This is a genomic window from Paenirhodobacter hankyongi (assembly GCF_003664585.1).
GTDB lineage: Bacteria > Pseudomonadota > Alphaproteobacteria > Rhodobacterales > Rhodobacteraceae > Rhodobacter > Rhodobacter hankyongi.
Genome location: NZ_RCHI01000026.1, coordinates 1 through 21,524, shown reverse-complemented (window position 1 = coordinate 21,524; position 21,524 = coordinate 1). Strand labels below are relative to the sequence as shown.

Genomic DNA, 21,524 nt, shown 5'->3' with positions numbered 1-21,524 from the left:
TCGTCGAGCTCGCCGATGGCGTGACCGAGGAGCAGCTGCGCGCCGCGACCGAGGCGACGATCGTCGACTGATCCGACCGCCGCCCCCGATCCCTCAAGGCCCCGCCCCACCGCGGGGCCTTCGTCCTTTCTCGCCCCCGGACCTTCAGTCGCCGCAGATATCGACCGCGCAAGCCGAAGGCCGAGGGGGCAGCGCCTCCTCTCCCCCTCAGACCCGAAAGAAATTGTCTCCAATTCCGCAACAGCATCATAATTCCGCCTGAATCCCCGAGTATCCGGGACCAATGATGAGCCTCACGCCCGACCTCTCCTGCGCCCCCCGCCGCCCCCGGCTGCGCGACCGGCTGCTGATCCCCGTGCTGCTGCTTGCGGTGCTGGGCGGGCTTGTGGGACTTGCCGCCGGGACCGGCTGGGACGAGATCCGCGAGCAGATCGGCGCCCTGCACCCCTGGCAAGTCTGTGCGCTCCTCGGCCTCTCGCTCGCGAATTACCTTGCCCGGTCGCTGCGCTGGCACCGGCTGGCACGCCGGCTCGGCCTGCCCACCGATCTCGCGCAGGACACCCGCCACTATCTCGGCGGCTTCGCGATGGCGGTGACGCCGGGTCGGGTGGGCGAGCTGGTGCGGATGCGCTGGCTGCGCCGAGAAACGGGCTGGAGCGTGACGCGCACCGCGCCCCTCGCGCTGATGGACCGGGCGGGCGATCTCGCCGCGATGGGGCTTTTGCTCGCACTCGCGCTCTCGCTCGCCGCAAGCGGCATCGCGGGGGCCCTGCCGGTCACGGGGCTCGCGCTGGTGGCGGCGGTGATCGTCACCCGCCCGGCGCTTCTGACAACGCTCGTCACGCTGGCCTTCCGTGCGCTCGGCCGCTTCCCGCGCGCCTTTGCCCGCGCCCGCGGCGCCGCACGCTCGCTTTCCCGCTTCAGCCATGGTCCGACCCTGACCCTTGCCCTCGCCCTCGGCCTTGCCGGCTGGGGCGCTGAGGCGTTTTCCTTCCACCTGCTGCTCGGCTGGATGGGCGTCGATGTCGGGCTGTGGAAGGCCGTCGCGATCTTCGTCTTCGCCACGCTCGCGGGCGGGCTCACCGGCGCACCGGGCGGGCTTGGCGGGGCCGAGGCGGCGATGGTCGCGCTGCTGTCCCTCGAAGGCGTACCGCTCGCCGTCTCGGTCCCCGCAACGGCGCTGATCCGCCTCACCACGCTGTGGTTCGCGATCGCGATCGGCCTTGCGGCCTTCCCGCTCGCCGAGCGCGCTTCCCTGAAAGCCCAAGGATAAGGGTCTGACAATGGACTGGAAACAGGCAGATTATACCGGTTGGGGCCGCGCCCTCAGCGCCCGCGGCGAAGTCGCCCGCCCCGAACGGCGCGCCGCGCTCACCGGCCTCGACGCCGCCCCCGCCTTCGGCATGCGCCGCTCCTATGGCGATGCGGCGCTGAACGCGGGCGGGCGGGCGATCGACATGACCCGTCTCGACCGGCTGCTCGGCTTCGAGCCCGAAACCGGGGTGCTCTCGGTCGAGGCCGGTGCGCGGATCGGCGATCTGGCGCAGGCCTTCGCGCCGCGCGGCTGGCTGCCCGCGGTGATGCCGGGCACCGGCTTTGCCACGGTGGGCGGCTGCATCGCACAGGACGTGCACGGCAAGAACCATCACCACGCCGGCAGCTTCGGCGTCCATGTCGCCGAGATCACCCTGCTGCAGGGCGAGACCGAGATCACTGTCGAGCCCGGCGCGCCGCTGTTCCGCGCGACGGTGGGCGGGCTTGGCCAGACCGGGGTGATCGTCGCCGCAAAGCTGCGCATGACCCCCTGCAAGGGCGACGTCATGCTGGTGACCGAGCGCCGCGCGCGGGACTGGGACGAACATCTCGCCTTCCTCGACGGCTCGACCGCCACCTATACCGTCGGCTGGATCGACGCGACGGCGACGGGCAAGGCGCTTGGCCGCGGCATCGTCGAGGAGGGCGAGACCGGCGCGGGACTCGTCCGGCGGCGCGAAAGGGCCCGGCGCGTGCCGATGGATGCGCCGAATTTCGCGCTCTCCGCCCCGGTCGTGCATCTCTTCAACCGCGCCTATTACGCCCGCGTGCCCGCCCGCGGCCGGACGCTGGTGAAGCCGATCGGCGATTTCTTCTTCCCGCTCGACAAGATCCACGACTGGAACCGGCTCTATGGCAAGCGCGGCTTCCACCAGTTCCAATGCGTCGTGCCGCTCGCTGCCGCGCCTGCGCTGCGCGAGATGCTGACCGAGATCGCGACCTCGGGCCTTGCCTCGCCGCTTGCCGTGCTCAAGCGCATGGGGCCCGGGCGCGCGGGCTTTCTCAGCTTCCCGATGGAGGGCTACACCCTCGCCGTCGACTTCCCGAACCGCGAGGCCGCCCGCGCCCTCATCGCCCGGCTCGAGGACCGCACCGCCGAAGCGGGCGGGCGGCTTTACTTCGCCAAAGATGCCCTTGCGCGCGGCGCCCAGATCCGCGCGATGTATCCCGAGCTTTCCGACTGGCAGGCCGAGGTGGCCAGGGTCGATCCCGACCGCCGCTTTGAAACCGACCTTGTCCGCCGGCTGAACCTGAGGAACGCGTGATGGAAAGCTGGATCCTCCTCGGCGCGACCTCGGCCATCGCCCGCGCCTTCGCCCGCCGCCTCGCGACCGAGGGCGCCACCCTGTTCCTTGCCGGCCGCGACGAGGCCGAGCTTGAGGCGATCGCCGCCGATTGCCGGCTGCGCGGCGCAGCCGGGGCCGAGGTTCTGGCCTTCGACGCACGCGACCCGGCGGGCTATCCCGCGCTGATCGAGCGGCTCGCGGCGCAGGAGGGCGTGCTGAACGCCGCCTCCTTCGTCGGCTCGATGCCCGAACAGGCGGCGATCGACGCCGAGCCGCGGCTGATCGCCGGCGTCATCGCCGACAGCTTCACCGGCCCCGCGACCTTCCTGCAGATGCTCGCGCCGCTCCTCGAGGCGCGCGGCGCGGGCACGATCGTCGGCATCGGTTCGGTCGCGGGCGATCGCGGGCGGCTTGGCAATTACGTCTACGGCGCGGCGAAGGCGGGGTTTGCGACCTATCTGTCGGGCCTGCGCAACCGCTGCGCCCGCAAGGGCGTGCATGTGCTGACGGTGAAGCCGGGACCGGTCGACACCTCGATGACCTGGGGGATGAAGATGCCCTTCATGACCAGCCCCGAGTCCGTCGCCGCCGATATCGCCCGCGCGGTGAAACGCCGCCGCAACGTGATCTATTCGGCACCGATCTGGCGGCTGGTGATGACGGTGATCCGACTGATCCCCGAGCCCGTCTTCAAGAAGATGTCGTTCTGAACGGGCAGGCGGCGGCACCGCCGCAAGCGCCGGATGCCTCCGGCAAGAGGATTTGGGCCGGGGAAAACCCCGGCCCTTTTTCCTCGCGGAAATACACCCCGGGGGTGCAGGGGCAGGCAGCCCCCGCCGCGCGGTCTCAGCCGCCGAACCACTTCGCCCAGAGCCCCGCGGCCCAGAACATCAGGCTGAGCGTGATCATCAGCAGGCCAAGCCCGAACTTGTCCTTCATCGCGAAAACGATCGGGTCGTAATCCTGCTTGCCGAACCAGCCGAGCATCACCATCCGCACCAGCCACCACGCCATCGGCAGCATGGCGAGCCACAGAAGCCAGGTGTCGGGGTAAAGCACCTGCCCCTGCGGCGAGACCGAATAGAGGAAGAAGATCACCAGCGCTCCGGCAACGCCGATGCCCGCGACGTTCAGCAGGTCGCCCCGGTCGGGACGGCCATAGCCGCGCCCGGGCAGCCGTTCATCATTCCTGGCAAGCGTCAGCTCGGTCAACCGCTTGACGCAGCCAAGCGCGAGGAACACCGGGAAGACGAAGATCAGCATGTAGATCGAGACATCGACCTGCCCCGCCGCGGCCCCGGCCACCACGCGAATCGTGTAAAGCGTGGCGAGCGTCGCGATATCGACCCAGCGCATCCGCTTGAGCTTGAGCGAGTAGGCAAGCGACAGCGCCATGTAGAGCAGCACGACGCCGACAAAGCCCGCGTTCAGCGCCGCGCCAAGGCCAAGCGCCAGCACGATCAGCCCGGCGCAGGCGATCATCCCCACCCGGATCGGCACCGCGCCCGAGGCAAAGGGCCGGCGGCATTTCGTCGGATGCAGCCGGTCCGCCTCGAGGTCAAGGAGGTCGTTGACGATGTAGATCGCCGAGGCCGCGGCCGAGAAGGCGATGATGCCGAAGAACACCGGCCAGAAGGTGGCGCCGTCGAAGCGATGCGCCGCGATCAGCGGCAGCAGCAGCAGCACGTTCTTCACCCATTGGTGCGGGCGCATCGCCTTCCACAGCGCCGCCGCGCTCCAGCCGCCGGGGACGCGCGCGACGGGCTGGCCAAGGGTCTCGAGCTGGGTGACCTCGGCCACCTCCCCCACCACCACCGCGGCCCGCGCGGCACGCCACACCGGCAGGTCGGCGGCCTCGTTGCCCGCATAGTCGAAGCCCGCACGGCCGAAGGCGTCGATCAGTGCGCCGGCCTTCGCCTCGCCCTTCAGGTTGGTGACCCCGTCCGAGGCGAAGACCCGCGCCGAAAGCCCGTAATCGGCGGCCAGCGCCGAGACCAGACGCCGGTCCGAGGCGGAGGCAAGGCAGACCTCGATCCCCTCGGACATCGCCTCCTCGGCCATCGCCGCGATCTCGGGATTGACCGGCATCAGGTCGGTGCGCAGCGGCGCAATCTCGACCAGCTCGGCCTTCAGCCGCGCCGGATCGCGCGCGTGCCGCGCCGCCGCGGCGAGCGTGGCAAGCGGATCGCGGCCAAGCCCGGCCCAGAAGGTCTCGAACAACAGATCGGTTTTCAGGAACGTCCCGTCGACGTCCAGCACCAGCGGCCTGGTATCGGTCATGCTTATCCTTTCAGGGCGAAGACGCAGCCGTCCGTCACCAGTTCGGGCGGCGAGAGGCACAGCCCCCGCGCCACCTGCCAGGCGGCCAGCACCTTCGGCACGTAATCGCGCGTCTCGGCATAGGGCGGCACGCCCCCTGCCCGCTTCACCGCGTTCTCGCCGGCGTTGTAGGCGGCGATGACCATCAACGGGTCGCGGTCGAATTCCTTCATCAGCCAGTCGAGATAGGCCACCCCGCCGCGGATGTTCTTGCCCGGGTCGGTGCTGTCGTCGACGTCGAATCGCGTGGCCGTCGCGGGGATCAGCTGCATCAGCCCGACCGCGCCCGAGCGCGACACCGCATCCGGCCGCCCGCCCGATTCGGTCGAGATCACCGCCAGCACCAGCGCCGGCGAGACCTCGGTGCCGATCGTCGCCGCAAGGATGTCGCGGCCGTGGCGATCGGCGATGTCCTGCAGATGCGCCAGACGCGGCGCGCGCACGCTCTGCCCGCCCGGGCCGGAGGAGAGCGCCTCAAGCGCCTTCTGGAACCGCCCGGCGCGGTCGCCAAGCGCCGGCGAGACCGCGGTCCAGTACCAGCCATAGGACGAGGGGGCGCCCTGCGGCATCACTCCGCCCGGGGTGATGATCTCGGCCCCCGGCATCCGGGTCACCGGCGCGAAGGGACGGGACGCGGCGGCGGCAAGCTCGCGCGCCTGTTCCTCGGGGTTGATCTGGATCGTCAGGAATCGCTTCGTGCCCGGCGCGGGCGGCAGAACGCGCTTGGGCTTGAAAAAGTTCACGGTGGGGGTGTCATGGCGCACTTCGGCACCGACCGGCGCGGCCAGAACTGCCGCGCAGACCAAGATACTCGCTGCCCATCTGCTGCGCATCTGCGCTGTCCTGCTCGTTACGGGTCTGCTGCCCTTTGCTCCCTTATCCGTGAAAATCGCGAAAAAATCCAGAAGAACGGAGCGGAATCGGGCATCCGGGAGTGCGATTCGCAGCCAATCCGCCACGTGCAGTGCAAAAGCCAATGGCATTGCCACAATTATATCTTTTGTTTTCAATGGCCTGATGCCGGTCCGCCAAAAGTCTTCATTTTTCGTAAAAACGCCCGGCAGCTGCCCCAATCGAGCCACGATCGGGGAGCTAACTGCACTCATCCCGCAAGGCGAAGCGCCAAGGTCGAAAGTGGCAGCCGAAGCGCGGAGCAACCAGATCCCAGGAGAGACAGACATGAAATTCTTCAAATTCGCCCGCAAGATCCGCACCGAAGAAGACGGCGCCGTGACCGTTGACTGGGTCGTGCTGACCGCCGCCGTCGTCGGCCTCGGCGCCGCCGCGCTGCTGACCATCAGCTCGAACACCAAGACCGCGGCCGGCAAGATCGGCACCTACCTCGGGTCGGTGACCGTCAACACCGCGACGAACTGAGCCGCAACAGCGCTCAGGTCCATCCGCAAGGCCGCACCTCTGGTGCGGCCTTTTGCATTTCCCATGCGGCCTTCCTGGCAAAATGCGGTTGTCGCGAAGAAGCACGGAAAGCGCCCAACTCAGGACAGGATTCGCCGGCACAACAGGTCCATACCGCGATGCAGGGGCCGAGCAGATGGTGCCCGATAATCGGCACCGCGGGACCTGCAACCAGACCCAAGGAGAAATCCCATGAAGTTCTTCAAGCTCGCCCGCAAGATCCGCACCGAAGAAGACGGCGCCGTGACCGTTGACTGGGTCGTGCTGACCGCCGCCGTCGTCGGCCTCGGCGCCGCCGCGCTGCTGACCATCAGCTCGAACACCAAGACCGCGGCCGGCAAGATCGGCACCTACCTCGGGTCGGTGACCGTCAACACCGCGACGAACTGAGCCGCAGCGGCGAACCGCCGCACGGAAAGGCCGCACCCAAGGTGCGGCCTTTCTTCGTTTGTCCGCGGCATCCAGACTTTCCGCCAGCGGAAGACGCCAACGAGATTGCATGCCAGCGCCGCATTTTTGCCAATAAATCCGGTCAGAAAGGCACAACGGCGCGGTCGGCCTGATGATGACCCCGCCCTGCACAGGAGAGGAACAGCAATGCAGAAGGTCCGCCAAATGCTGCGGAGGCTGCACTCCGAAGAGGGTGCGGTGACCATCGACTGGGTCGTCCTGACGGCGTTGCTTGTCCCGCTGGGTATGATCGTCGGAACGATGATCTGGGGCGAAACGGAACGCGCGGGCGACCGCGTGGCCGATTACATCTTGGCTCAGACGGTCCTGGTGCCCGACAACTGATCGCCACCCCCTACCGGCAGCCAGCGCCTGCCCCTCCGGACCGACCGTCCGCCCCCGCAGCGAAGGAAATGTGAAATGCGACTCATCGTCGTTCTTGTCCTGGCTCTCGGCGTCTCGCTCGCCGGCGTCGCGGTCTACATGTTCCAGGGACAGCTGACGCAGTTCCAGCAGCAGCGCGACATGCTGATGGCCATTCAGGAGAAGATCCCTCCGCTGACCGATGTCGTCGTCGCCAAGCGCGCGCTGAAATACGGCGAACGCTTCACCATCGCCGATCTCGACATCGCCAAGGTCCAGGCCGACAAGGTGCCCGACGGCGTCTTCCACCTGCTGACCGCGAAACAGGGCACGCCCGAGGCCCAGGTCGCCGCCTTCCTCGAAGGCGAGACGCGGCCGCGCGCAGCCCTGCGCTCCTACGAGGCGAACGAGCCGATTCTCGGCACCAAGGTTACCGTTGCGGGCGTCGATGCCGGGATCATGGCCAATCTCGCCCCCGACATGCGCGCCTTCACCATCCAGGTCGACGTCGCCTCGGGCGTGTCGGGCTTCCTGCGGCCGGGCGACCGCGTCGACGTCTACTGGTCGGGCACCGTCAACAACGAGCCGGTGACGAAGCTGATCGACACCAACCTGCCGCTGATCGCCATCGACCAGAGTGCCGATGCCGACCGCAGCGAGGAAACCAAGATCGCCCGCACCGTCACCGCCGAGGTCACCCCCGAGCAGGTCGCGGCGCTGACCTTGGCGCAGTCGACCGGGAAGCTCACCCTGTCACTCGTCGGGATGAAGAACACCGCCGAGCTCGGCGCGATCGAGATCGACCGCGACCAGCTTCTGGGCATCCAGGCGCAGGAAGCGGTGAAGGTCGAGGCGCCCCGGGTCTGCACGATCACGACCCGCAGGGGCGGCGAGGCGGTCGAGACGCAGATCCCCTGCGCGAACTGATCCCGGCCGATCCAGATGCCCGCCCCGGTGCCAGCCGGGGCGCGTGAATTTCACCTCACAATCGGTTGATTCTTGCAATAATTAACGCTTTCCGGCACAGTCGGTCGGAAGTGGGCATGCAAGACCCAGAAACGGACGCGCGTTCCGGGCAGTGTGACGTGATCGGAGAGGCAGGATCACAATGAAGATCAAGGGTTTCCTGAGGGCCTGCGCGGTCGGCGTCGCGCTTGGATGTGGTGTCGTGCCGATGGCCCAGGCCGAGACGCTGCGGGTGATGTCGGGCTCGACCTCCACCCCGCTGAGCGTGCCGATGAACCGCGCCGTGGTGGTCGAAAGCGATCAGCCCTTCTCGGAACTGTCGATCGCCAACCCCGGCATCGCCGACATCACCACCCTCTCCGACAAGACGATCTACGTGCTCGGCAAGCTGCCCGGCCGCACCACGATGACCATCCTCGGACCGGACGGGAAGCTGATCTCGAACGTCGAGGTGCAGGTCACCCCCGACATCGCCGAGTTCAAGGAACGGCTGAAGCAGATCCTGCCCGGCGAGAGCATCGAGGTGCGCACGGCGAACGACGGCATCGTGCTGTCGGGCACCGTCTCCTCGACCGCCAAGCTCGACCGCGCGCTCGATCTGGCCAAGCGCTATGCGGGCGACCGCGTTTCCAACCTGATGACCGTCGGCGGCACGCAGCAGGTGATGCTGAAGGTGCGCTTTGCCGAGATGCAGCGCTCGGTCTCGAAGAACCTCGCCGCCTCTCTGGGCGTGCGCGGCACCGTGGGCGGCGGCAGTGCCCAGACAGGGGTGATCACCGGCACCGGCAACTTCGGCTCGGCCACCGCGATCAACAATGCCTTCGACAACGGCACGATGCCGCTTTCGGGCAGCGGCAAGGGCGCGCTCGGGCTCGGCTTCACCGCCGGAAACCTCGAATTCGCGGTGCTGCTCGAGGCGCTCGAGTCGAAGGGCATGGTGCGCACCCTCGCCGAGCCGAACCTGACCGCGCTCTCGGGCCAGCAGGCGAAGTTCCTCGCCGGCGGCGAATATCCGATCCCGGTGATCGACTCGACCTCCGGCGGCATCTCGATCGAATACAAGCCCTTCGGCGTCGAGATGGCGTTCACCCCCCGCGTCGTTGACGGCGACCTGATCAACCTCGAGATCGCGGCGTCGGTCTCGGCCATCGACACCTCGGTGACGATGTCGAACGGCAGCTTCTCGGTGAACGCCTTCAAGAAGCGCGAGACCTCGACCACCGTCGAGATGCGCGACGGCGAAAGCTTTGCCATCGCCGGCCTCCTGCAGGACGACTTCAACGACCTGAACGACCAGATCCCGTGGCTCGGCGACGTGCCGGTTCTGGGCGCGCTGTTCCGCTCGACCTCGTTCGAGCGCAAGCAATCCGAACTGGTGATCATCGTCACGCCGCACCTTGTCCAGCCGACCCGCGGCGAGGCCCTGGCGCTGCCGACCGACCGGGTCCGGCTGCCGAGCGAGAAGGAGCTGTTCCTGTTCGGCAAGACCGCGGGCTCCGGCGCGCCGACCTCCGGCCCGGCAGCCGAGGTTGCCAAGCAGGACTTTTCCGGCTCCTATGGCTATGTGATGGAGTAAGCGATGCAGCGGGAACGTCCGGCACTGCGGTTTGGCCTGATCCTGGCAGCAGCCCTCGCGCTGGCGGGCTGCACCTCCGATCGCGAGGTCGGCTCCGATTACGAGGGCGGCGGCTTCGGCAACGCCACGATGAACAACACCCTGATGATGAGCGGCGAACGCAACATCGCCATCAGTCTGACGAAGAAATTCGCCGCCGATGTGCAGAACACGGTGAACTTCGCCTTCAACTCCTCGACGCTCGACGGCCAGGCACAGGAGATCCTGCGCCGCCAGGCGGACTGGATCCGGCAGTTCCCCGAGGTGCGCTTCCGCGTCTACGGCCATACCGACCTTGTCGGCTCGGATGCCTACAACAAGGCGCTCGGCCTGCGCCGCGCCCAGGCGGTGGTCGCCTTCCTGACCTCGCAGGGGATCTCGCGCGCCCGGCTCGAGGCCGTCGTGTCCTTCGGCAAGACGCAGCCGCTCGTCTACACCCAGGCCCCGAACGAGCAGAACCGCCGCACGGTGACCGAGGTGTCGGGCCTGATGGCGCGCAATCCGCAACTCCTGAACGGCAAATATGCCGAGGTGATCTTCCGCGAATACGTGAGCGGCGCGACGCAGATCCCCACCAACCGGGTTGACAACCAGAACTCGGCGGGCGTCGGCATGTCGGGCGGCGGCAACTGAGCCTCACGCAAAACGTCAACAGTCGGGGCGGGCTTTGCAACAAAGCCCGCCCCTTTGCTTTGATCGTCGCCCGATACCCCACAATTGGAACAATCCGGCCCCAATGTCGCCCAGATTGACCGCGACCTTGAGCGCAGACGGAAAGGCACGGCATCCGAGTCGTGCCCGGATCGCAGCGGTGGCGACCTTCCCCGGCCACGGCAGCGGAACGCGCAACAAAGGACGTGAGGCAATGACTGCAGCAGCTGTACTGACCCCGGAACCCGCGCCCATCGTGGCCTGCACGGTGTCCCGCGACGTCTCGAACTTCGACCTGCTGATCGAGGACATGGAAGCCGAGCTCGGGGAAAGCTGGGGCGACCTCGGCTTTGACGATGCGGTCGTGTTCCTTGGCCAGCCGGATGCGCAGACGCTCGAATTCATCGCCATCGCCATCGACAACGACGACGAAAGCGACCTGGCCCGGATCTCGGGCATCATCACCGAGGCGAAGAACCGCGGCATCCGCGTGATCCTGATCGCCGAAGAGGTGAGCCCGATCGCCCTGCATCAGCTGCTGCGTCTTGGCGCCGACGACTTCGTCCCCTACCCGCTGCCCGAAGGGGCGCTGCACGAGGCGATCGAGCGGCTCGGCCAGTCCGAGCTGCCGCCCGAACTGCCCGCCCATGCCGCACCGCCGGCCTTCAAGCCGACCGGCGGACGCAACGGCGCAGTGCTCGCCGTGCACGGGCTCGCGGGCGGCGTCGGGGCCACCACCTTCGCGGTCAACCTGGCCTGGGAACTCGCCAATCCCGAAGCGAGCAAGAAGAACCCGGTGACCCCGCCGCGGGTCTGCATCCTCGATTTCGACTTCCAGTATGGCTCGGTCGCGACCTATCTCGACCTGCCCCGCCGCGAGGTGATCTTCGAGCTGCTGTCGGACACCGCGCAGATGGATGCCGAGAGCTTCAGCCAGGCGCTGCTGACCTTCAACGACAAGCTGCATGTGCTGACCGCGCCCTCCGACATGCTGCCGCTCGACATCGTCAGCGGCGAGGACATCGAGCGGCTGATCGAGATGGCGCGCACCAATTTCGACTATGTCGTGATCGACATGCCGAAGACGGTGGTGAGCTGGACCGAGACGGTGCTGAACCAGGCCCATGTCTACCTTGCCCTGCTCGAGCTCGACATGCGCTCGGCGCAGAACGCGCTGCGGATGATCCGCGCGCTCAAGGCCGAGGGGCTCGCCACGGAAAAGCTGCGCTACATCCTGAACCGGGCACCGAAATTCACCGATCTGAACGGCAAGTCGCGGGTCAAGCGGCTGGCCGAAAGCCTCGACATCGCGATCGAGGTGCAGCTGTCGGATTGCGGCAAGCTGGTGACCCAGGCAAATGACCACGGCCTGCCGCTCGCGCTCAGCGCGGCCAAGGCGCCGCTGCGCCGCGACATCCAGAAGATCGCCCAGTCGGTGATCGAACGCAACCAGCAGGAGGCGGAAGCCGCCGCCTGAGTCCGCGCGTCCGGAGGTAGATGATGTTCTCACGTTACAAGAAATCCACGCCTGCCACCCGGACCGCCGCGCCCGCCGCGGCCCCTGCCACGGCTTCCGCCGCCGGTGCCGCGCCGCCGCCGCTGCCGAAGGCCGAGACCGCCAAGCACACGGTGCACCGCAAACCCACGCCCGCCGCAGCCGCGCCCGCCCAGGTGGTGCAGGCCGAGAAGGACCGCAAGCGCAAGGAGCGCATGGGCGAGCTGAAGGTCGAGCTGCACAAGCGCCTGCTCGAGAACCTCAACCTCGCCGCGCTCGAACACGCCTCCGAGGCCGAGCTCAAGGCCGAGATCGCTGCGATCTCGAACGAGGCGATGGCGGAGATGTCGGTGGCGCTGAACGCGACCGAACGGCAGACGCTCTACCAGGAGCTTTACGACGAGGTGATGGGCCTCGGCCCGCTCGAACCGCTGCTGAAGGACGAGACCGTCTCGGATATCCTCGTCAACGGCCCGCAGCAGATCTTCGTGGAACGCAGCGGCAAGCTGCAGCTGACCGATGTCACCTTCAAGGACGAGAAGCACCTGCTGCGGATCATCGACAAGATCGTTTCCGCCGTGGGCCGCCGCGTCGACGAATCGAACCCCTATGTCGACGCCCGCCTTGCCGACGGCTCGCGCTTCAACGCGATGGTGCCGCCGGTCGCCGTCGACGGCTCGCTCGTCTCGATCCGCAAGTTCAAGAAGGACAAGCTCGGCATCGACGACCTCGTCCGCTTCGGCGCCTTCACCGAGGAGATGGCCGCCTATCTGCAGGCCGCCGTCGCCACCCGGCTGAACATCATCGTCTCGGGCGGCACGGGCTCGGGCAAGACGACGACGCTGAACGCGCTCAGCTCCTTCATCGACAACTCCGAGCGCATCCTGACGATCGAGGACACGGCCGAACTTCAGCTGCAGCAGACCCACGTCGGCCGCATGGAAAGCCGCCCGGCCAACGTCGAGGGCCGCGGCGCCGTCACCCAGCGCGACTGTCTCAGGAACGCCCTGCGGATGCGTCCCGACCGCATCATCGTCGGCGAAACCCGCGGCGAGGAAGTCATCGACATGCTGCAGGCGATGAACACCGGGCACGACGGCTCGATGACCACGATCCACGCGAACTCGGCGCGCGACGCAGTCTCGCGCCTCGAGAACATGATCGCGATGTCGGGCATCGAGATGCCGATCAAGGCGATGCGCTCGCAGATCGCCTCGGCCGTCAACCTGATCGTGCAGGCCTCGCGCCTGCAGGACGGCTCGCGCCGGATGGTCTCGATCACCGAGGTGACGGGGATGGAGGGCGAGGTGATCTCGATGCAGGAAATCTTCCGCTATGAGCGGCTGGGGCTTGCCCCCGACGGCAAGATCATCGGCCGCTTCACGGCGACCGGCGTGCGCTCGCATTACTCGGAACGGTTCCGGCAATGGGGTTACGACCTGCCGGCCTCGATCTACGAACCCGTCCAGGACTGAGGTGTCGCCATGGTCATTTCCCCAACCCCGATCATCTACGGCCTGATCTTCGTCGCCGTCATCCTGCTCGTCGAGGGCATCTACCTGCTGGCCTTCGGCAAGTCGATCTCGCTCAACCGCAAGGTCAACCGCCGGCTCGAGATGCTCGACAAGGGCGTGCGCCGCGAGGAGGTGCTCGAACGCCTGCGCAAGGAGGCGACGCAGCACCTGACCTCGAGGGGCATCCCGCTCTATTCCGTGCTCGCATCGAAAGCGCAGAAGGCCAACATCGCCTTCTCGCCAAAGATGCTGATCGGCGTCATGGCGCTGCTGTGTGTCGTGGCCTTCCTCGGCCTGTCGATCGGCACCGACACGAGCGCCCCGGTGCGCGTCGCACTGTCGGTGGCCATGGGCGTCGGCGGCATCTATTTCTGGGTCTCGTCGAAGGCCTCGAAGCGGATCAAGCTCGCCGAGGAACAGCTGCCTGACGCAGTCGAGCTGATCGTGCGCGCGCTGCGCGTCGGCCACCCCTTCTCCTCGGCGATCCAGACCGTCGCGCGCGAGATCCCCGACCCGCTCGGCACCGAATTCGGCATCATCGCCGACGAGGCCGCCTATGGCCGCAACGTCGTCGACAGCCTGCGCGACCTGGCCGAGCGGCTCGACATGCAGGACCTGCGCTTCCTCGCCGTCGCGGTGTCGATCCAGCAGACCTCGGGCGGCAACCTGGCCGAGGTGCTCGATGGCCTCGCCAAGGTGATCCGCGCCCGGTTCCGGCTGTTCCGCCGCGTCCGTGCCATTACCGCCGAGCCGAAATGGTCGGGCATGTTCCTGTCGGGCTTTCCGCTGGCCGTGCTGCTGGTCATCCAGATCGTCGCCCCCGACTATTACGACACGGTGAAGGACACCCCGCAGTTCATGCCGGCGGCGCTGATCGTCTTTGCCCTGCTCGGCGCGAACATGCTGTTCATGAAGATCATGACCACGATCAAGGTCTGAGGAGGCCCCGATGAGCGACATCCTGAACATGCTGACGGGCGCCTTCGGTCCGATGGGCCCGGTTCTGGCCATGGCGGTGATCGGCCTTCTGCTTGTCGTCGCCACCCTGCCCGCGCTGCTGAAGAAACAGACCGACCCGCTCGACAGGCTGCGCGCGGCGAGCGAGGCCCCCACCCCGGCGCGCGGCGCCACCCGCGGCAAGGGCAAGCCGCAGAAGCTGCGCGCCGATCAGGGCTCGGACAAGCTCGACAAATACGCGGGCTTCCTCGAACCGAAAAACAAGGAAGAGATGACCGAGGCGCGCAAATGGCTGCATCGCGCGGGTTATCGCAGCCCCTCGGCGGTGCGCACCTTCCACGCGATCCAGTTCGCGATGGGGCTTGGCCTGCTCGGTCTCGGCATCGCCTATGCGCTTTACATGAACGCCACCGGTCCGGTGCCGCTGACCCCGACGCAGATGATCCTCTATGTGCTGCTGCCCGGCGCCTTCGGCTACATCGCGCCGAAACGCTGGGTGAACAAGCGGGTGAAAGCCCGCACCCAGGAAATCCAGGACGGTTTCCCCGACGCGCTCGACATGCTGCTTGTCTGCGTCGAGGCGGGCCAGTCGCTCGACCAGGGCATCGTGCGCGTCGCCAAGGAGCTGCAAAGCTCCTACCCCGCGATGGCCGAGGAATTCGAGACCGTCGCGCACGAGATCAAGGCCGGCCTCGACAAGGCCGTCGTGCTGCGCGCCTTCGGCGAGCGCTCCGGGGTGAGCGACGTGATGTCCTTCACCACGGTGATGATCCAGAGCCAGCAGTTCGGCACCTCGATCGCCGACGCGCTGCGCCTGTACGCCGCCGACATGCGCGACAAGCGCGTGATGCGCGCCGAGGAAGCGGCGAACAAGATCCCGACGAAGATGACGCTCGGCACGATGATGTTCACCGTCCCGCCGCTGCTGATCATTCTTGTCGGCCCCTCGGTCCATGATATGATTGAGAACTTCAAGTCAATCGGCGTTCAGTGATGGTCCGTTTCCCGCGCAGCCCGGCGCTGGCTGCCCTGCTTCTGTGTCTTCTGGCCGCCTGCACGGGCGGCCTTTCGCCCCCGAAGAACAGCCCCTATGCCCCCGGTGCCGCGCAGGGCGACGGCGTCGACGGGCTGATCGTCGGCCACCGGCTGATGGCGGCGGGGGAATACGAACTTGCGCTCAAGGCCTATTACCGCGCCGCGGCCGAACACGGGGCGAATGCCGATGTGCTCTCGGCGATCGGCTCGGCCGATCTCAAGCTCGGCCGGCTGAACCAGGCCGAACAGATGCTGCGCCGCGCGGTCGAGGAGGACCAGACCTTCGTGCCCGCCTGGAACAATCTCGGCGTCGTGCTGATGGAGCGTGGCAAGGTGCCCGAGGCCGCGCGCGTGTTCCAGACCGCCTATGCGCTCGACAGTGGCCAATCGGACGCGATCCGGGAAAACCTGCGCCTCGCGCTCGCAAAGATGGAGAAACCCGCCTATGATCCGCCGCAGGACAAGCCGTTCAAGCTGGTCCGGCGCGGGGCTGGCGAATACCTTCTGCTGACCCGGCAATGAGGTACGAGCAAGAAGGACGCAGACAAATGCGCCACCCGATCCTGTCAACGGTGCTCGCGGGTGCCGCCCTTGGTCTCGTGCTTGCCGGCTGCGGCGGCCGCCAGGATGCCGAGGCAGCGCGGGCGCTGAAAAGCGTGAATGCCGTCGACGAGACGAACCTTTCCGACATCATGCTGACGGTGGGCGACCCGCAGGAGGCGGTGAACTATTTCTCCCGCACCGCGGCCGAGAACCCCGACCGCATCGACCTCCAGCGCGGCCTGGCGAAATCGCTGATCCGCAACAGCCAGCCTGCCGAGGCGGCGAAGGCCTGGGCCAAGGTCATCACCATGCCCGGCGCCACCCCCGACGACAAGGTGGGGCTCGCCGATGCGCAGATCCGCTCGAACGACTGGACCGGCGCCAAGGCGACGCTGAACACCATCCCGCCCACGCACGAGACCTTCGAGCGTTACAAGCTCGAGGCGCTGGTCGCCGACAGCGAGAAGAACTGGACCAAGGCGGACAGCTTCTATGACACCGCCGTCGGGCTGACGACGCGGCCGGGCGGCGTGCTGAACAACTGGGGCTTCTCGAAACTGACCCGGGGCGACGCGAAGGGCGCCGAGAAGCTGTTCTCCGAGGCGCTGACCTACGACCCGTCCAGCTTCACCACCAAGAACAACCTCGTCCTCGCCCGCGCGGCACAGCGCAAGTATGACCTGCCGGTGATCGAGATGACGCAGACCGAACGCGCGCGGCTGCTTTACACCGCGGCGCTGTCGGCGGTGAAGCAGGGCGACGTGACGATCGGCAAGGGGCTTTTGCAGGACGCGGTCGACACCTCGCCCACCTATTTCGAGGAAGCGGCACGCGCGCTCGAGGCGCTCGATTCCGGCTCGAAGAAGAGCTGAGCGATGCTGGGCCTTTCCGCCTCGGCCGCAGCCCTCGTCCTCTTGCTTCTGGTCACCCCGATCTGTCTGTGGGTGATCTATACCGACCTGAAATACATGAAGATCCGCAACAGCGCCGTGCTGGCGCTGGTGGCGGTCTTCGCCGTGGCGGGCGTGCTGGTGCTGCCGGTCGAGGTCTGGCTGTGGCGCTGGACCCATCTCGTGGTGATCCTGGCAATCGGCATCGTGCTGAACGTGATCGCGCATTTCGGCGCGGGCGACGCGAAATTCGCCGCCGCGGCCGCGCCCTTCTTCTCGTCCTCGCCCGACTCGATCCGGCTGACCGTGATCCTGCTCGCCGGGCTGACGCTTGCCGCCTTCGCGGCGCATCGCCTGCTGCGCGCGATCCCGGCGGTGCGTGCGCTCGCCCCCGACTGGGTCAGCTGGCGGCGCCGCGACTTCCCCTTCGGCCTGGGCCTTGCCGGCACGCTCTGGGCCTATCTCGCCCTCGTTGCCGTGCTGGCCTGACGGCGGCGCTCAGTCCCGGACCGGGCGCAGCAGGATATACTCCGCGGTGCGCCGCTCTTCCTCGAGCCGCCATCCCGCCTCGGCGATCGCCTTCAGCATCGTCGCGGTATATTTCGGCTGCGAGGGACAGCGCGGCACCACCAGATGACCGGTCGCCGCGATCCCGGGCGCCCCGGCATAATACCAGGGCGCAGCGCCCTCGACCGGGCGGAAATCGCCGAAAAGCCACAGCCCCGACAGCAGGTCGGCGACCACCACCCCACTGCCGCCATAGCCCGCCGCCTGCAGATCGGCGGCCGTTGCCTCGAACCAGCCTTGTCCACCCAGCTCCTGCGCACAGGCGGGCAGGGTTTCGCCGTTCAGCACCACGGAGTCCGGGCGGTCTTTCTCCGGCACCTGATCGGCCAGAGCGGCGAGGGCAGATCCCGGTGCCGCCCCGGAGACCCTGCGCTGCACCCCATAGGCATGAGCCGCACGGACAAGAAGCCCCGCCGCCTCGGGACGCGCGATCAGCATCGGCACCAGCCCTTCGCGCGACATCGTCGCCGCCCGCAGCGGACTGAACAGCAGGTTCTGCATCGGCCCCGCGCCAAGGACCAGTGCCGCGATGCCGAGGCCGAACAGCGCCGGACGCAGGCGCCAGCCCAGACCGTTCGTCAGCGCCCCCGCCGGCCGCAGCGCCAGTGCAACGAGGCCCAGCAGCGGCAGCCATTGCGGATCATTGCCGAAGTTCTGGTAGGTGACATAGAGAAAGCCCGGCACCAGCAGCAGCAGCACAAGCCCCGCCGCCCGCTCGCCCGCCTGCCGCAGGAAGATCACCGCAAAAAGCGCCAGCAGCGAGCCGCCCAGATATTTCGGCCCGGTCATCACCGTTGCGAAATCGTCACCGGGCGCCGCCCGGGTCTCGGAGCCCGCCACCGACATCAGATCGTGCAGGTAGCCCGCCCAGAAGTCGGCTCCCAGAAGCGCCGTCGCCAACGCCGCGACGGCCAGCCCGGCACCGAGCGCCGCGATCAGCGCCCCGCCATCGCGCCGCGCGATCAGGCCAAACAGCATCGCCGGGGCGAAGGCGACGAAATAGGTGACCTTCAGCAGCACGAGCGCAGCCATCAGCGCCCCGAGCAAAGCCCCGTCAAGCCAGGACCGCTGTGCCCCGATCGGCGCCAGCAGCGCCAGCGGCAGCGCCAGATAGGCCAGCGCCCAGGCCCAGCGATTGTAATGCATCGACAGCGCCAGCCCCGGCACCGTCTCGCCATGCACGAGGCCAAGGCACAGCACCAGCACGCAGGCCCCGTAAAGCCAGGCCAGCCCCCCCGGAAAGCGCGAGAGCGCCACCCGCAGCATCGGCCCGAAGAGAAGCGCCGCAACCAGCGCCTGCGCCGCAAGGAAGGCCGGCCCGAAGGACAGCCCCAGCCGCACGAACCCCGCGATCGGCGCAAAGCCGAGCACGCCGAGCGGCGTCATGAAATCACGGTGCGGCAGCTCTCCGAACAGGGCCATGCGCAGCACGATATCGACAAGATGTTGTGCATCGCCCTCGTAGAGCGTCACCGGCAGCCCCTGCCCCGCGAAGGGCAGCCCCGCCAGCACCAGCGCAAGGACCGCCATCCCTGCCGCAAGCCGCCCCGGCTGCGCCGCCTGCCGTTTCTCCGCCATCCCAGCCTCTCCGCCAAATTTCCAATTTTTGGCCACAATAGCCGCGCAAGGTCGCGCTGTGAATCCCGATGCCGCAGCGCCCAAGGCCTGGCGGCACAGCCATGGCAGGACCGCCGATGAACATGATGGCCTCGAATGTGATCGCCCCGCCGCCGCCGCGCACGCTGGCCGAGGTCGGGCTGAACACGGTGATGATGCGTGACATCCTGCTGAAGACGATGTTCCGCACCAACATGGACACGGCCACCGGCCTGTCGAAGCTGGTCGCGCTGCCGCTCACCCTGACACAGGAGTTGATCGACCTGTGCCGCGGCCAGCGTCTGGTCGAGGCGACGGGCACGCTGCACGCCAATTCGGGCGGCGAGATGGGCTATCAGCTCGCCGATGCCGGCAAGGCGCGCGCCCTCGATGCGCTGTCGCAATCGGAATATTACGGCGCGATGCCGGTGCCGCTCGCGATCTACCGCGAACAGGTCAAGCGCCAGTCGATCCGCAACATCCAGCTGACGCGGGCACAGCTGACCGCGGCGATGGGGCATCTGATCTTGCCGCCGACGCTGATCGACCAGCTTGGGCCCGCGGTCTCCTCGGGCCGCTCGATCCTGATGTACGGCCCGCCCGGCAACGGCAAGTCCTCGATCTCGAACGGCATCCGCGACGCGATCGGCGACCGCATCTTCGTGCCGCGTGCGGTCGAATACGCGGGCCAGGTGATCGTCGTCTATGACCCGATCGTGCATTCCGCCGCGGTCGAGAGCGAGGATGACCCGACCGCCCTGCGCAAGAGCGGCAACCGCTTCGACAACCGCTATGTGCTGTGCGACCGGCCCACCGTCATCACCGGCGGCGAGCTCAGCCTCGACATGCTCGACCTCACCTACAACCCGACGGCGCGCACCTATACCGCGCCGCTGCAGATGAAATCCTCGGGGGGCGTGTTCATCGTCGACGACCTTGGCCGCCAGGCGGAACCGCCGCAGAAGCTCGTCAACCGCTGGATCGTGCCGCTCGAGGAAAGCCGCGACATCCTGGCCCTGCAATCGGGCGAGAAATTCGAGGTGCCCTTCGACACGCTCGTCATCTTCTCGACCAACTTCCACCCGAACGAGATCTTCGACAAGGCGGCGCTGCGCCGGATCTTCTTCAAGATCAAGATCGACGGGCCGAGCCAGTCGGATTATCTCAAGATCTTCTCGCTCGTCGCGAAGAAGCGGAAGATGCCGCTCGACGAAAAGGCGCTGCTGCATCTGCTGAAGGTGAAATACCCGACCATCGACAACGTCTATGCGAATTATCAGCCGATCTTCCTGATCGACCAGATGATCGCGATCTGCGAGTTCGAGGGCATCCCCTACCAGATGAGCCCCGAGCTGATCGACCGCGCCTGGTCGAACATGTTCGTGCGCGAGGAAGAGATCATCCACTGAGCCCGACCGGCTCAGGCCCCGGCCTCCGCAGGCGGCAGGCCAAGCGCCTCGACCTGCGGCAGATAGGTGCGCGACACCGGCACTTCGGACCCGTCGCACATCACCAGAAGCACCTTGCCGCGGCGCCGCGCAATCGCCCGGATCGCCGCCCGCGCCACCCAGTGCGAGCGATGCACCTGCAGCCCCTCGACGCCCTCCATCTCGGCCACCGCATCGGCAAAGCGCATCAGCAGCGAGGCGCGCCCGGAGCAGGTGATGACCTCGACATAATGGTCACGCACCTGCAGCCGGATGATCGGACCGCAATCGCATTCGGGCAGGCGCGCGGCAAGCCGCGGGCCGCTTTCGCGCGGGTCGGAAGGCGGGCCTTCCTCCTCCTTCGCGTCCGCCTCCTCCGCCTCGGCAAGCGCGGCGCCGCCCTCCTCCTCGCTCCACATCCGCATCAGGTCGGAGTTCGGGTTGAAGGCATGGCGCAGGGTCGAGACCCCCATCGAGGCGACGAAGACGTAAAGCGCCATCGCCGCAACATCGGGCGCCGCGCCGCGATCCGAGGCCAGCAGATCGGTCAGCCACCAGAACGGCGGGGTCAGCAGCAGGGCGGAGAAAAGCGCAAGCGCCGGCGCCTCTGTCGCATAGCGGCGCAGCCCCATGTAGTCCTGCACCACCACGCGCAGCACCGCACCGACCAGCACGCCAAGCCCGATGATCACCGGCCAGTAGATGCAGCGCATGCCGAGCGAGATCGACTGCAAGGTCCCGAATGGCCCCGCGACGATGCCGAAAATCGACATCACCCCCCAGATCACGGGGACCACGGGCTGAAACAGGGCCCGCTGATACGCTTGGACGAAGGAGGTCATTTCGCCCGGCCCCCCCGCAGTTAAGGTTTACTCATTACCGTGCTAGCGCCTCACTCCCGATCCCGCAACACGCTATCGGCGTTTCTGACGCGGCCAGCCCCTCACGTCAGCTGACTTACGCCGTGAGCCCCTCGGGCTCGGGCAATCCGTTGGCGCGGCAGCAGGCGGTCAGCGTATTCGCCAGAAGACAGGCGATGGTCATCGGCCCGACGCCGCCCGGCACCGGGGTGATCGCGCCGGCGACTTGCGAGGCCGAGGCGAAATCGACATCGCCCACC

Annotated in this window: 21 protein-coding genes and 1 pseudogene; 17 read left to right on the top strand and 5 right to left on the bottom strand. The window is 67.5% G+C overall.

The features are described from left to right. Positions 1-286: 286 nt before the first annotated feature. The 3 genes from DYS74_RS17655 to DYS74_RS17645 are packed head-to-tail and all read left to right on the top strand — an operon-like array spanning position 287 to position 3,310. Positions 287-1,273 carry a lysylphosphatidylglycerol synthase transmembrane domain-containing protein gene (locus DYS74_RS17655; RefSeq protein ID WP_342769186.1) on the top strand — a complete coding sequence of 329 codons (987 nt, stop codon included), beginning with the start codon at positions 287-289 and terminating at the stop codon, positions 1,271-1,273. Positions 1,274-1,283: 10 nt separating this feature from the next. Then, on the top strand, positions 1,284-2,579 hold the full coding sequence (locus tag DYS74_RS17650) for an FAD-binding oxidoreductase (RefSeq protein ID WP_121534947.1): 1,296 nt from the start codon (positions 1,284-1,286) through the stop codon (positions 2,577-2,579). Continuing rightward, positions 2,579-3,310: an SDR family oxidoreductase gene (locus tag DYS74_RS17645; protein ID WP_121534946.1), complete on the top strand. Its 732-nt coding sequence runs from the start codon at positions 2,579-2,581 to the stop codon at positions 3,308-3,310. The genes DYS74_RS17650 and DYS74_RS17645 overlap by 1 nt, the downstream gene beginning before the upstream one ends. 136 nt (positions 3,311-3,446) lie before the next feature. On the opposite strand, the gene DYS74_RS17640 is transcribed toward DYS74_RS17645, so the two are convergent. Together DYS74_RS17640 and DYS74_RS17635 are read right to left on the bottom strand one after the other, a co-directional pair. Beyond that, entirely contained in the window at positions 3,447-4,880 is a 1,434-nt protein-coding gene (locus DYS74_RS17640) for a UbiA family prenyltransferase (protein WP_121534945.1), read from the bottom strand. Positions 4,881-4,882: 2 nt separating this feature from the next. Then, positions 4,883-5,752: a lytic transglycosylase domain-containing protein gene (locus DYS74_RS17635; protein WP_121534944.1), complete on the bottom strand. Its 870-nt coding sequence runs from the start codon at positions 5,750-5,752 to the stop codon at positions 4,883-4,885. Positions 5,753-6,098: 346 nt separating this feature from the next. On the opposite strand from DYS74_RS17635, the gene DYS74_RS17630 reads away from it, so the two are divergent. The 13 genes from DYS74_RS17630 to DYS74_RS17570 all read left to right on the top strand — a co-directional run bounded on the left by DYS74_RS17630 (position 6,099) and on the right by DYS74_RS17570 (position 17,303). Then, positions 6,099-6,296, top strand: coding sequence for a hypothetical protein (locus tag DYS74_RS17630; RefSeq protein WP_121534943.1), 198 nt, complete (start codon positions 6,099-6,101; stop codon positions 6,294-6,296). A gap of 231 nt (positions 6,297-6,527) precedes the next feature. Continuing rightward, positions 6,528-6,725, top strand: a complete 198-nt coding sequence (locus DYS74_RS17625) for a hypothetical protein (RefSeq protein ID WP_121534942.1) — start codon at positions 6,528-6,530, stop codon at positions 6,723-6,725. Between the two features lie 207 nt (positions 6,726-6,932). Continuing rightward, the gene (locus DYS74_RS17620) at positions 6,933-7,130 is read left to right on the top strand and encodes a hypothetical protein (protein WP_121534941.1); all 198 of its coding nucleotides are present in this window, start codon (positions 6,933-6,935) and stop codon (positions 7,128-7,130) included. 75 nt (positions 7,131-7,205) lie between these two features. Then, a complete protein-coding gene (cpaB, locus tag DYS74_RS17615; protein WP_121534940.1) occupies positions 7,206-8,075 on the top strand; it encodes a Flp pilus assembly protein CpaB in 870 nt (289 codons plus the stop codon). 181 nt (positions 8,076-8,256) lie between these two features. Continuing rightward, positions 8,257-9,690 (top strand): type II and III secretion system protein family protein, encoded by a 1,434-nt coding sequence (locus DYS74_RS17610; RefSeq protein ID WP_121534939.1) that lies wholly within the window; start codon positions 8,257-8,259, stop codon positions 9,688-9,690. A gap of 3 nt (positions 9,691-9,693) precedes the next feature. Further along, positions 9,694-10,362 (top strand): OmpA family protein, encoded by a 669-nt coding sequence (locus DYS74_RS17605; protein ID WP_121534938.1) that lies wholly within the window; start codon positions 9,694-9,696, stop codon positions 10,360-10,362. 232 nt (positions 10,363-10,594) lie between these two features. Continuing rightward, positions 10,595-11,857, top strand: coding sequence for an AAA family ATPase (locus DYS74_RS17600; protein ID WP_121534937.1), 1,263 nt, complete (start codon positions 10,595-10,597; stop codon positions 11,855-11,857). Positions 11,858-11,880: 23 nt separating this feature from the next. Next, the gene (locus DYS74_RS17595; protein ID WP_121534949.1) at positions 11,881-13,350 is read left to right on the top strand and encodes a CpaF family protein; all 1,470 of its coding nucleotides are present in this window, start codon (positions 11,881-11,883) and stop codon (positions 13,348-13,350) included. Between the two features lie 9 nt (positions 13,351-13,359). After that, complete coding sequence (locus tag DYS74_RS17590) at positions 13,360-14,328, top strand: type II secretion system F family protein (RefSeq protein WP_121534936.1); 969 nt, start codon at positions 13,360-13,362, stop codon at positions 14,326-14,328. Between the two features lie 10 nt (positions 14,329-14,338). After that, positions 14,339-15,340 (top strand): type II secretion system F family protein, encoded by a 1,002-nt coding sequence (locus DYS74_RS17585; protein WP_121534935.1) that lies wholly within the window; start codon positions 14,339-14,341, stop codon positions 15,338-15,340. Next, the gene (locus tag DYS74_RS17580; RefSeq protein ID WP_121534934.1) at positions 15,340-15,903 is read left to right on the top strand and encodes a tetratricopeptide repeat protein; all 564 of its coding nucleotides are present in this window, start codon (positions 15,340-15,342) and stop codon (positions 15,901-15,903) included. The genes DYS74_RS17585 and DYS74_RS17580 overlap by 1 nt, the downstream gene beginning before the upstream one ends. A 26-nt stretch (positions 15,904-15,929) precedes the next feature. Beyond that, complete coding sequence (locus DYS74_RS17575; RefSeq protein ID WP_121534933.1) at positions 15,930-16,796, top strand: tetratricopeptide repeat protein; 867 nt, start codon at positions 15,930-15,932, stop codon at positions 16,794-16,796. Between the two features lie 3 nt (positions 16,797-16,799). Continuing rightward, positions 16,800-17,303: a prepilin peptidase gene (locus tag DYS74_RS17570; protein WP_121534932.1), complete on the top strand. Its 504-nt coding sequence runs from the start codon at positions 16,800-16,802 to the stop codon at positions 17,301-17,303. Positions 17,304-17,312: 9 nt separating this feature from the next. Here DYS74_RS17570 and DYS74_RS17565 read toward each other — a convergent pair whose 3' ends face one another. Next, positions 17,313-18,959, bottom strand: a complete 1,647-nt coding sequence (locus tag DYS74_RS17565) for a hypothetical protein (RefSeq protein WP_121534931.1) — start codon at positions 18,957-18,959, stop codon at positions 17,313-17,315. A 116-nt stretch (positions 18,960-19,075) separates the two neighbouring features. On the opposite strand from DYS74_RS17565, the gene DYS74_RS17560 reads away from it, so the two are divergent. Next, complete coding sequence (locus DYS74_RS17560; protein ID WP_121534930.1) at positions 19,076-20,386, top strand: ATPase; 1,311 nt, start codon at positions 19,076-19,078, stop codon at positions 20,384-20,386. 11 nt (positions 20,387-20,397) lie between these two features. Here DYS74_RS17560 and DYS74_RS17555 read toward each other — a convergent pair whose 3' ends face one another. Together DYS74_RS17555 and DYS74_RS17550 are read right to left on the bottom strand one after the other, a co-directional pair. After that, entirely contained in the window at positions 20,398-21,177 is a 780-nt protein-coding gene (locus tag DYS74_RS17555) for a LytTR family DNA-binding domain-containing protein (protein WP_183077581.1), read from the bottom strand. Positions 21,178-21,361: 184 nt separating this feature from the next. After that, positions 21,362-21,524: pseudogene (locus tag DYS74_RS17550) on the bottom strand (bifunctional methylenetetrahydrofolate dehydrogenase/methenyltetrahydrofolate cyclohydrolase); the annotation flags it as partial.